Origin of the sequence: Fictibacillus sp. BK138, from assembly GCF_004216955.1 — a bacterium.
In the GTDB taxonomy this organism is placed as follows: Bacteria; Bacillota; Bacilli; order Bacillales; family Fictibacillaceae; genus Fictibacillus.
Map to the genome: position 1 here is coordinate 1,063,938 of NZ_SGXL01000001.1, position 11,705 is coordinate 1,075,642.

The following is an 11,705-nucleotide window of genomic DNA, read 5'->3' on the forward strand; positions in this document are numbered from 1 at the left end:
TTTCATATTTGCGAATAACAAAATGAAATTAAGTTCAATATGATGTAATAGCTGACTGAAGGAGTGTGAAAACAGGTTGAAGAACTTTGAAGCAATAGCTTATATGGATGACTTTTCCCTAATAACAATAGTAGCTAAAAAGCCTTTTTCAATCGTACCATCGTTTGGATTATTACAAACGGATGGTATCGTGCATTCCTTAACGTTATTTAAACAAGAAAATTATAACCAGAGATATATCTACAAGTGTAAATCTCCTATTCAATTAGTTATGGGGAAAGATTATTGGATAAAAATAAACGAAAACCAGATTCCCCTTCAAATAGGCAGTATTGTCCGGACAGAACAATTTGATTCGCTTTTTTTTGATGATGGTCCTCTTGGTGCTCTTTATACACCAGATTCCACTGTTTTTAAAGTATGGTCTCCTGTAGCTGTTGAAATGCAGGTTAAGTATAAAAAAACAGGTGAATTCGATTTTTTAGAAGCAAGCATGGAAAGAACAGAAAGAGGAGTTTGGCACTTTACCTTACAAGGTGATCACCATTTAACAGAGTACATTTACAAAGCTAGAGTGAATCACGTTTGGGTAGAGATAACAGATCCATATGCACGCTCCGTAACAATTAATGGTGAGAGGTCGGTCATAATTGATCTGCAGAAAACAGATCCTGACCAATGGCAGCGATCCGAAAAAAGAATGAATCTTCGTTCGAAAACTGACAGTATCATCTATGAACTCCACATTAGAGATTTTACGATACATCCTGATAGCGGTGTGAAACATAAAGGTAAATATCTTGGAATGGCGGAAAGAAACACAACAACATCAAAAGGGACTATTACGGGGTTAGATTATTTAACAAGATTGGGTATTACACATGTTCAATTAATGCCGGTCGCAGATTTTGGAAGTGTAGATGAAACAAAACCAGATTCCCAATATAACTGGGGTTATGATCCTGTTCATTTCTTTGCCCCAGAAGGATCGTATGCAACCGAACCAAGTAATCCGGTCTTGAGGATTCAAGAGCTGAAAACTTTAATTCGAACACTGCAAGATAATGGGCTTTCTGTTATCTTGGATGTCGTATTTAATCATGTTTATAAATTGGAAGAGTCATCTTTTGAAAAGCTGGTTCCAGGTTATTATTTTCGATATGATGCTGGCGGCAATCCTGTGAACGGTACAGGTGTTGGTAACGACACAGCTTCAGAACGTAAAATGGTAAGAAAGTTCATTATAGATGCGCTTTTATATTGGCTAAATGAGTATAAAGTTGACGGTTTTCGCTTTGATTTAATGGGAATACATGATGTAGAAACGATGAATATCGCTGCTCAAAAACTAAAATCATTAAACCCTGGAATCTTTTTGCTCGGAGAGGGTTGGGATCTGAATACGAATCTCGAGCCGGAGAAGAGAGCAACCTTATCTTCAGCTAAAGTTCTTCCTGACTATTCATTTTTTAACGATTCTTTTCGAGATAGTGTAAAAGGAAGTATATTTACTGGAGGTACTGCAGGGTTTATTAATGGAAATCAGGAACATTCTGTTAAGGATCAAATTTTGAGATCGGTAAAAGGGTATTCTGGTACAAATGACAGGTTTTTATCTGCAGAACAAAGCATTAATTATACTGAATGCCATGATAACCATACTCTATTTGATCTATTGAAAATTCGTCACCCGAATGAAAATGAACGGCAACGAAAAAAAAGGCAGCAGCTTGCGCTGGCATTTACCCTGTTTTCAAGAGGAGTTCCATTTATTCATTCAGGGCAAGAATTTTACCGTACGAAGTATGGAGTTGAGAACAGCTACAATATGTCTGATCGAATCAATGCTTTTAATTGGCACGATTGTGAAAAACACAAAAACGATGTTAAATACTTTCAAGAGTTAATAAAAATTCGCAACGAACAGCCTGTCTTTCGTGAGGAAGAAAGCAGGATTAATCGATTGCACGAACTTCCAGATGGTGTTTTTGGAGTGGAAATTAATCATTCTTTGACCGATAAAAAAGTAAAGTGTTTCAATTGGGAAAAAGTATTACTTCTATTTAATCAATCTCTAAAAGCCGTAGAAATACCAATCCCTCAGGGTTCTTGGAAAATAGCAGTTGAAAACGAGAAATATGCTGTAAGAAATTTGGATTCAAATAAGTATCTCATTCATCCATTATCGTTTTCTTTATTATTTGTATAGGATGATGTTTGAAGTCGTAATATTCAAGTGCTTTTATTGATTTTTTGTGTTAAAATAATGACTTCGCAGTATTTTATTTTGATACGGAAATTTATTCTCTTTGGTGAATGAACATAAATGAAATACGGATCTAACTAGACAAGAAGGTGAACATTTTGGAACAGATTTTGGGAGAAGATTGGCAGGTTTCCCCTGCTGGCGGAGCAACAGGAGAAGCATATATAGCTGAATACGGGAACCAAAAACTGTTCTTAAAGCGTAATTCCTCTCCTTTTTTAGCTGTTCTTTCGGCTGAAGGCATTGTACCCAAATTGTTATGGACAAAAAGACTTGGGAACGGTGATGTTATTACTGCACAGCAATGGCTTAATGGACGGGAACTAAAAGCAGCTGATATGAAGAGCAAAAACGTTGCAGAACTGTTAGCAAAAATCCATCAGTCTCAAGAGTTGCTGGGAATGATGAACCGTTTGGAAAAAAAGCGACTGACACCAGTTGACATGCTTAACGATATCCAAAAACAGATGCGGAAAGAAAAAGATTATCTCGAAATAATTAATGATTCATTCGCTTATCTAATGGAAACTGCATCAGAAGTAGAAGTTGAGAATTTGGTTGTGTGTCATTGTGATGTAAACCATAACAATTGGCTGCTAAGTGATACGAATGAATTGTTTTTAATTGACTGGGATGGTGCAATGATTGCAGACCCTGCTTTGGATTTGGGAATGTTGCTATACAGCTATATTCCTTATGAAGAATGGGATAACTGGCTTGGAATCTATGGCCAGACCTTAGACGATGATCTAGAACGCAGAATGCATTGGTATGTACTTGCACAAACAATTAGCTCTTTTTTCTGGTATAAAGAAAAAGGGCAGTCAAAGGAAACTGCCCAGTTAGCTGAAAGTATTAAGGAGCTTGCGGGTACGATCTGACAATTAAAATGTAAATCTGACACTATTTCCTAGGGAATAGTGTCTTAATATGGATGGTGTGTCTGAATCGTATTAATCCAAGATTCCAGATGTGGAAGATGATTAGAGATATGTTCTTCCAGGTGTTGATGCGAGGAACCAGTATGACTGTATTCATTAATATTTGCTAGAATATTCCTAACTTCTTCGTGAATTTCACCATTTTCAATCAAATGTGCAGCTAAGCGTTCAATTTGTGCACATTCTGATGGTGAACCGGCACAATCCGTGTAATGGTCTTGCAGTAGATCTCTGATTATATGCAATTGATCATTATGATTTAATGGCATTTTGCTGCACATCCTTTCATTGCATAGGTTATGGAGTTAAGAAAAAAATATCCTTGAAATATAAAACGGTTTTAATAAATATCATCCATGTAAAAAACATAAAGTAAGACGGGAGAAATTGTTATGCGTCAACGGTATAAGCCTTGGGCTAAAGAAAAATTATTGGACAACCCCGAAGTAGTATCACTTGAACCTGAATCCATGAAAGGAAAGTGGAGTTCTTTCTTTGGGAATGATCATCCGATTCATATAGAAGTTGGAACTGGTAAAGGTCAGTTTATTAAAGGCATGGGTAAACAGAACCCATCGATTAATTATTTGGGAATGGAGCTTTATGACAGCATCATTATTACTGCATTGGACAGAATTCTAGAAGATGGGACGTCCAATGTTAAATTAATTCGTGCAGATGCCACCCATATCTTAGATTATTTTGAAACGGGAGAAATTGATCGTGTTTATCTTAATTTCTCTGATCCATGGCCAAAGAAAAAACATGCAAAAAGAAGACTTACACATGAAAGCTTCTTAGAACGTTATGAAACCATCCTAAAAAAACAGGGTGAGATTCATTTTAAGACGGATAACCAAGGTCTATTTGAATATTCACTTCACAGTATGTCTAAATACGGCATGATTTTTCAGGATGTCAGTCTTGATCTCCATAAAAGCGGCATGGAAGATAACGTAATGACTGAATATGAAGAAAAGTTTTCCGAAAAAGGATTTCGTATATACCGAATGGAAGCTCAATTTCGTTCATGAAAAACTCGGTGATGGTACCGGGTTTTTCTTTTATTCCGAATCAAGTTCTTATGATACACTTGTAAAAGGAGTGAAGAGAAAGGAGACTTGATATGGATCAGTGGAAAATTGGCGAGATCACATTAACTTGGCTTGATGGCGGAGTAACGCATATGGATGGCGGTGCAATGTTTGGTGTTGTTCCAAAACCTTTGTGGGAAAAAAGATATCCCGTTAATGAAAAAAACCAGATTGAGTTAAGAACAGAGCCCATTCTTATTCAAGGACTTGGAGGTAAAAATATCTTAATTGAGTCTGGAATTGGGGCTGGTAAATTAACGGATAAGCAACTAAGAAACTATGGTGTTTCTGAAGAGTCTCTAATTCATAAGAGCCTTGAAAAAGAAGGTCTGACTCCTGGTGATATTGATATCGTCCTCATGACACATATGCATTTTGATCATGCATGCGGACTTTCCATGTGGAAAGAAGATAAATTGGTACCTGTTTTCGAAAACGCTGTCATCTACACATCGGAAATAGAATGGAAAGAGCTTAAAAACCCTAATGTACGTTCTAAAAATACATACTGGAGTGAAAATTGGGAGCCGATTGCCCACCAAGTTAAGACCTTTGAAAAAGAGATAATACCTTTAGATGGAATTAAGATGATTCATACCGGCGGTCATAGTGATGGCCATTCGATCATCGAGCTGACTGTTGGCAGCGAAAAGATCTATCATTTAGGTGATATCATGCCAACTCACGCTCATCATAATCCACTTTGGGTTTTAGCCTATGATGATTATCCCATGACATCTATTTTTGCAAAGCAGGAATGGATCAAACCAGATACATGGTATTTCTTTTATCATGATTGCATTTACAGAGCAGTAAAGTGGGATGTAGATGGGAACTTATTGGAAAGAGTACCTCGTTCTCCAAAAATGTGAAAAAAAAGTCATACAATTTCCATTTTCAAGTGAATGTCGAAATCGACAGGATATGTTAAAATATGAAAGGTATGAAATTATATATTTTCTTTAAGCAATTTTAGAGGTGAATTGAAAGGGGATTAAAAAATGAAAAAGCAGTTAATTGCCATGTTTACCGTTTTTGCGCTGTTTTTGTCTATAGGATCTTTTGCATCCGCAGACACTGCAACTGATGAAATGAAGAAGACGATTGAAAAAGGAATTAAAAGTAAGCACAAAGATTTAAAATCAGGTTCACTAACGTTGTCTGACGTTCAATCTTTTCCAAATGAAGACCCTGAGTTAGAGGCTTCTGAGGTTACAGTTGCCATTGCAAATTACGATACTGTAAGAGATAATATTTTTTATTTCGATCATACAGAAGTTGTTTTTTACGATGCAGACAAGAATGAATTATTAGCCGAAGGTGCAGTTGCAAAAGCTAATGATAAGATTAAAGATTATAAAAAGAAGCATGAATCTGATCTAGGTACTCATATGGATGTTATTGTTGTTACGGCATTATTGTTTGTCTTAATCATTGTACCGTTATTTATTCTGACTGTTTGGGAAAAGCGTCAGTACCTTACTACAAAATTCAAGATAGAGAACAATCTTTACAACCAAGATAGTCTTTATCGTTAAGAACAAAGCCCCGATCGGCCGAATAACCGATACGGGGCTTGTTTTTTTATTTTTCTTCCAATTGTAGAAGTGTTCCTGTTCTTGCATCAATCAGAAATTCATAATGTACGGGGGCATTTCCATAACTTGAATCAGAAAAGCCGCCTTTATAAACTGTGTATGGAAGACCAAAAACAGAAGTGCTTTCCCGATTTACTAAAATCCATGAGCCTGAAATATTATAGGTTTGAGTTGCTTTTTCTTTTAACATTTTTAAGGCTTTCTCGGGTGAGAGCCACTCTGTTTGTTTTTTAGTGACTGCATATCCTACTGCAGCACCTGCAAGTCCAGCAAAGATCAGGTTTCTCCAATTCATAATCATTAACCACCTTATGTAGAGTTTCATTTCTTCTATTTTTTAGTATAACAAAGAAAAGCCTTCTTTTTCTTCTCTGTTTTTGTTAAGATACTCATGATACAGATGGAGGGTTCGCGATTCCCACCCCTCCTAAAACAAAACTAGGGAGCGTGAAGAATGATTTTCCACACTCTCTGCATGTGCAGAGATTTTTTTGTTTTCGTGCTCTCCATTGAAAGGATGAACTGGAATGACTTATAAAATTCCAAAAGATGTTCAAATGCTTGACCGTGATATACAGCGTGAGCAATTAAAATATCACAACAAACGTGTTGCTGTCTGCAAAGAATTTACGTTTGATGCAGCCCACCATCTTCACTGTTATGAGGGTAAATGTAAAAACCTTCATGGCCACACATATAAACTTGTTATCACGATGAGTGGCTATGTGAATGAGATCGGTATAGCAGTGGATTTTGGAGAAATTAAAGAAATTTTTAAAAAAGCAATTGATGAAAAGCTTGATCATAGATACTTAAACGAAGTGCTTCCTCCAATGAATACCACGGCTGAAAATATGGTTGTATGGATCTGGGAACAGATTGATGCTGAATTAAAAGAAAGAGGATTATCTGCACAGGGGCACAGAATCGAAGAATTAAAACTGTATGAAACGCCAACAAGTTATGCCGTTATAAAAAGAGAATGGATGGTGGGAGAATGAAATCATTTGTTCTGCCGTCTAAAGACATCTGGAGAAATTGGAAACTACCGATGGTTGAAATCTTTGAAACAGTAGAAGGTGAAGGACTCCAGGCAGGTTATCCCACTGTATTTGTTAGAGTCTTCCATTGTAATCTGCGGTGTACTTGGTGCGACACAACTTACAGTTATGCACCTGCAAAGCCTGAATTTGAAGCAACGATCGATGAGATAATTTCAACTATAAAATCTTTCCGATCCTCCCGTATTTGTTTCACCGGAGGAGAACCGCTCATTCATCGAGAAAAGTCTGCAGCTTTGCTTATGGCAATGGCTGATTTAGATCACATCGAAGATATTCATATTGAAACAAATGGTGCTATTGATTTAGAACCTTTTGAAAATCTTCGTAATTCTCACCCCGAACTTCAAAGGAAAATGAGGTTTGTTATGGATTACAAGCTTCCTGCCTCTGGAGAGATGGAGAAAATGAATCTGGATAACTTTAAGGAACTTCAAAATCAGGATGAGATTAAATTTGTAATCGGATCAGAAGAAGATTTTGAAATTACAAAGCAAGTGGTGGAGCAGCATTATCGGAAAGGGCAAATTTGTGTGAGTCCGGTTTGGGAAAGTATGCCGCCAAGAAGACTAGTGGAACTTTTATTAGAAAGCCATTTGCCGAATGCTAAGCTAAGTTTGCAGCTTCATAAAGTAATCTGGCACCCAGAAGAGAGAGGGGTTTAATTGCATGAGTAAAAAGGCAGTTATTGTCCTTAGCGGAGGACTTGATAGCACAACATGTATGGGCATCGCGAAAGCGGAAGGCTATGATCTTTATCCTATTACGTTTCATTATGGACAGCGTCACAATCGCGAAGTAGAACAGGCCATTGAAGTTGGTAAGTACTATGACGTTGCTGATCATAGAATCGTTGACCTGACTTTCTTAAAAGATATAGGCGGAAGTGCTTTAACAGATGAGACTTTAGATGTTCCGACTGAGGCTGAAGACGGCATTCCGGTCACATATGTTCCTGCCCGAAATATGATATTCTTGGCATTAGCGAGTGCGTATGCAGAAGTAATAGGTGCAACAGCCGTTTATACAGGAGTATCTGCTGTTGATTACAGCGGATACCCAGACTGCAGGCCAGAATTTATTCAGAGCATGGAAGAGACGATTAACCTCGCGACGAAAGCGGGTGTTACAGGAAAGAACATCCTTGTGAAAACCCCTTTGATTAACCTTTCCAAAAAGGAAACGATCGAAGCAGGTTTATCTCTTAACGTGCCTTACGAATTAACAACCTCTTGTTACAACGGAAAAGAATCAGCATGTGGTAAATGTGACAGCTGTCTGCTCCGTCTTAAAGGGTTTAAAGAAGCAGGTTCTTTTGATCCGATCGTATATGAAAACTAAACCATATTCATAAACCTAGAAAACCCCTTCTGATAAAGTGTACAATAAACATGTACATAGGATTATTTAGAAGGGGTTGTTTTTATTATGAATAAAGAAACACTCGCATTGTTTAAAACATTGACGGAGATGCCTGCCGCACCAGGATTTGAAAGAGATCTTCGCAAGTTTGTCCGCCAAGAGATCGAACCTTTTTCTGATGAAATTATTCAAGACGGACTAGGGAGTATTTTCGGAGTAAAAAAAGGTAACGGCGGTCCTAAGATCATGGTTGCAGGCCATATGGATGAAGTCGGTTTTATGGTTACAAAGATCACGAAGAACGGGATGCTGAAGTTTCAGGAACTGGGAGGATGGTGGAGCCAAGTTCTTTTGGCACAGCGGGTAAATATATACACAGATTCTGGAGAAGTGATTACAGGGATTATTGGATCAACTCCTCCGCACCTTCTTTCAGAGGATCAACGAAATAGACCGATGGGCATTAAGAATATGTATATTGATATCGGAGCAGATGATGATAAAGATGCTTTTAACATGGGAGTCAGACCGGGTCAGCAAATCGTTCCAATCTGTCCTTTCACTCCAATGACGAACCCTAAAAAGATTATGGCAAAAGCTTGGGATAACCGTTATGGTGTCGGGCTTGCGATCGAATTATTAAAAGAACTGAAAGACGAAACTCTTCCGAACGAACTATACAGCGGTGCAACAGTGCAGGAAGAAGTAGGACTTAGAGGATCAAAGACAGCTGCCAATTTAATTCAGCCAGATTTATTCTTTGCACTTGATGCGAGTCCTGCAAATGACATGATGGGTGATAAAAGTGAGTTTGGCCAGCTAGGAAAAGGTGCATTGTTAAGAATTCTAGACCGAACAATGGTTACACACAGAGGCATGAAAGAGTTTATTTTAGATACGGCTGAAACAAATAATATTCCATATCAATATTTTATCTCGCAGGGCGGAACAGATGCTGGAAGTGTACACGTATCAGGAAACGGTGTACCTTCTGCAGTCATTGGGATTTGTTCCCGTTATATTCATACACATGCTTCAATTATTCATATTGACGATTATGCAGCTGCAAAAGAACTGCTGGTTAAATTAATTAAAACTGCAGATGCTTCTACGCTTCAAACAATCTTAGAAAACAGTTAAGGGTTGAATGTACAATGAAAATTGGAATTGGATCATCGAATCCCGCAAAAATCAAAGCGGCTGATGTTTTCTTAAATTACTTTGAGAATGCAGAGCTCGCTGTCTTTTCTTCTGATTCCCTTGTTTCCTCACAGCCGTTTACTGATGAAGAAACAAAAACTGGTGCAGTCAATCGTGCAAAAGATTGTGTAAAGCAAGGTGCTGCAATCGGTTTTGGGTTTGAGGGTGGAGTAATGGAAATGGAAGATGGTATGTATTTAAGTAATTGGGGAGCAGTTGCGGACAGTCAAGGTAACATTCTTACTGCCGCTGGAGCCAGAATCTTGCTCCCATCTTCTATAGTTGAGGGATTGCGCCATGGCAAGGAACTCGGACAGTTAATGGGTGAGTTGACAAATGATCCGGAAATCAGGAAAAAGGATGGGGCAATCGGCGTGTTTACAGCTGGACATCTATCCAGAGGTGAAATGTTTTCTCATATTGCAACAATCCTGTTAGGTCAGTATGTGTATATGAATAATAAGTAAAAGAAGTGTCTCGTTTAGAGGCGCTTTTTCTTTTGGGTGTTATTGTATAATTTGCTGTCCCTGAGTCTGTTAGTAAGCAAAATATTGTGAGAAGGATATTTAGGGAGCTTACGCGCCGTTCTAGCGGCATTTCGCACGCACTTTGGATTTTACAATCTAGTTCTTTTGTGAAAAAAACAAAAAAATTAGTGACTGTACAAAAATGGCTGGTAACCGAACAAAAATTAGAGCTGACCGAACAAAAAAATGGTGTAACCGAACAATTTTTCACCTCAACCGAACAAAAAAATAATCACATCAAAATATGTCCGCCTGAAATTGACACTTCTCTTTTAAAGTGACAGTGTCTTTTTCATGTGCTGACTTTTTGCAGCTCTCGCTTAAACTTTAGTATGAATTGACTGCAGAAAAACATATGAGAATAGAATGATTTGCAGTGTTCTGGGCAGATTAGAAACAAAAATGTTAGGCGGATTACTTTGAATACATTGTTGAAGAGGATTTTACTAGTCACCTTAATCGTTGTTGCCTGTTTCTCCGTTTGGATAGGATATGAGACAAGACCGGTCGCAGGAAGGGCAGAAAAACCTTTTATTCTTAAAGAGCAGACCGATTTCCCCAAGCTTGCTGAGAAGTTAGAGAAAGAAGGATTTATAAGAAATAAGTTTCTTTTTTCTATATATGGAACCTTAACAGGCAAAAAGTCCAAGATTGCTGCAGGTGAACACACATTAAAATATGGTTCGGATTACAAAGATTTATTTGCAGATCTCTCTACACTAGACCAAGAAACCGAAGCTGTAGAAATTGTAATCCCTGAAGGTATAACGGTCATAGAAATTGCTGACAGGTTAAGTAAAAAGGGTATCACATCAAGAGATGGATTTATTAAAAAGGCCAGCACGTGGGATAGCTTAAGAGAAGATCAATTGAAGAGTTTACAATTAGAAGAAAAGAAACTAAAGAAGGGAACAAAGTATGCGATGGAAGGCATTTTGTTTCCAGACACTTATTTCTTTGAAAAACAGCTTGATGCTGAAGAAGTAATCCGTCAAATGACAGATCGTTTTATTGAAAAAACACATTCTATTGCAATAAAGACCGATCAAACACCATATGAGTGGATAACACTTGCTTCGATTATTGAAAAAGAAGCATTGTTGAATAAAGAGAAACCTGTAATTGCAGGTGTTTTTATGAACAGAATTCAAGATAGCAAAAAGCTTCAATCCTGTTCAACAGTCCAATATTTGCTGGACAAACCTAAAGCTACATTGCGGAGAAAGGACTTGAAAATAAAAAGCCCCTACAATACTTATTTAAATGCAGGACTCCCGCCTGGACCGATTGCCAGCCCTGATCTTCATTCCTTAAAAGCTGCAGCTGATCCTGAGGAACACGATTATTATTATTTCGTTGCTAAACAGGACGGTACATGGAGTCATTATTTTTCGAAAACGTATAAGGAACACCGAAAATATACTAATTTGAGCGGGAATTATTAAATATACGTGATTAATTTCAACCCGCACGTGTAAAGAAGCGGTTCTTTGAGCGGAAAAAGAGGATTTTGAGCGAAACTAGAGCTAGTTTGAGCGGAACGAGCGCATTTTGAGCGTAACTCAGCGTTTTTGAGCGAAACTCAATAATTCTGAGCGAACGTGTAATAAATATAAGAACACGTACCGTAAACCTTCTGTCGCGTTGTTTTCTCCT

13 protein-coding genes are annotated in these 11,705 nt (G+C 37.7%); 11 read left to right on the plus strand and 2 right to left on the minus strand.

Features of this window, described 5'->3' with window-relative positions:
* The first annotated feature begins 76 nt into the window (after positions 1–76).
* Together pulA and EV282_RS05215 are read left to right on the plus strand one after the other, a co-directional pair.
* Complete coding sequence (gene pulA / locus EV282_RS05210) at positions 77–2,209, plus strand: type I pullulanase (protein ID WP_130294364.1); 2,133 nt, start codon at positions 77–79, stop codon at positions 2,207–2,209.
* 155 nt (positions 2,210–2,364) lie between these two features.
* Entirely contained in the window at positions 2,365–3,147 is a 783-nt protein-coding gene (locus EV282_RS05215; RefSeq protein ID WP_130294366.1) for a phosphotransferase family protein, read from the plus strand.
* A 44-nt stretch (positions 3,148–3,191) separates the two neighbouring features.
* Here the strand turns inward: EV282_RS05215 and EV282_RS05220 are convergent, their stop codons facing one another.
* Entirely contained in the window at positions 3,192–3,476 is a 285-nt protein-coding gene (locus EV282_RS05220; protein ID WP_077359367.1) for a YtzH-like family protein, read from the minus strand.
* Between the two features lie 123 nt (positions 3,477–3,599).
* Between EV282_RS05220 and trmB the strand changes: the two genes are divergently transcribed.
* The 3 genes from trmB to EV282_RS05235 all read left to right on the plus strand — a co-directional run bounded on the left by trmB (position 3,600) and on the right by EV282_RS05235 (position 5,839).
* Entirely contained in the window at positions 3,600–4,241 is a 642-nt protein-coding gene (gene trmB, locus EV282_RS05225) for a tRNA (guanosine(46)-N7)-methyltransferase TrmB (RefSeq protein WP_130294368.1), read from the plus strand.
* A gap of 92 nt (positions 4,242–4,333) precedes the next feature.
* Complete coding sequence (locus EV282_RS05230) at positions 4,334–5,173, plus strand: YtnP family quorum-quenching lactonase (RefSeq protein WP_130294370.1); 840 nt, start codon at positions 4,334–4,336, stop codon at positions 5,171–5,173.
* A gap of 129 nt (positions 5,174–5,302) precedes the next feature.
* Positions 5,303–5,839 carry a hypothetical protein gene (locus tag EV282_RS05235; protein ID WP_130294372.1) on the plus strand — a complete coding sequence of 179 codons (537 nt, stop codon included), beginning with the start codon at positions 5,303–5,305 and terminating at the stop codon, positions 5,837–5,839.
* 46 nt (positions 5,840–5,885) lie between these two features.
* Here EV282_RS05235 and EV282_RS05240 read toward each other — a convergent pair whose 3' ends face one another.
* Complete coding sequence (locus tag EV282_RS05240; protein ID WP_130294374.1) at positions 5,886–6,194, minus strand: PepSY domain-containing protein; 309 nt, start codon at positions 6,192–6,194, stop codon at positions 5,886–5,888.
* Between the two features lie 232 nt (positions 6,195–6,426).
* On the opposite strand from EV282_RS05240, the gene queD reads away from it, so the two are divergent.
* The 6 genes from queD to mltG all read left to right on the plus strand — a co-directional run bounded on the left by queD (position 6,427) and on the right by mltG (position 11,494).
* Complete coding sequence (gene queD / locus EV282_RS05245; RefSeq protein ID WP_130294376.1) at positions 6,427–6,900, plus strand: 6-carboxytetrahydropterin synthase QueD; 474 nt, start codon at positions 6,427–6,429, stop codon at positions 6,898–6,900.
* On the plus strand, positions 6,897–7,625 hold the full coding sequence (locus EV282_RS05250; RefSeq protein WP_130294378.1) for a 7-carboxy-7-deazaguanine synthase QueE: 729 nt from the start codon (positions 6,897–6,899) through the stop codon (positions 7,623–7,625). The genes queD and EV282_RS05250 overlap by 4 nt, the downstream gene beginning before the upstream one ends.
* Before the next feature lie 4 nt (positions 7,626–7,629).
* A complete protein-coding gene (gene queC, locus EV282_RS05255) occupies positions 7,630–8,301 on the plus strand; it encodes a 7-cyano-7-deazaguanine synthase QueC (protein ID WP_130294380.1) in 672 nt (223 codons plus the stop codon).
* An 87-nt stretch (positions 8,302–8,388) separates the two neighbouring features.
* The gene (locus EV282_RS05260; protein ID WP_130294382.1) at positions 8,389–9,462 is read left to right on the plus strand and encodes a M42 family metallopeptidase; all 1,074 of its coding nucleotides are present in this window, start codon (positions 8,389–8,391) and stop codon (positions 9,460–9,462) included.
* 14 nt (positions 9,463–9,476) lie between these two features.
* Positions 9,477–9,989, plus strand: a complete 513-nt coding sequence (locus EV282_RS05265) for a DUF84 family protein (RefSeq protein WP_130294384.1) — start codon at positions 9,477–9,479, stop codon at positions 9,987–9,989.
* A 479-nt stretch (positions 9,990–10,468) separates the two neighbouring features.
* Positions 10,469–11,494, plus strand: coding sequence for an endolytic transglycosylase MltG (mltG, locus tag EV282_RS05270; protein ID WP_165389367.1), 1,026 nt, complete (start codon positions 10,469–10,471; stop codon positions 11,492–11,494).
* Positions 11,495–11,705: the final 211 nt, after the last annotated feature.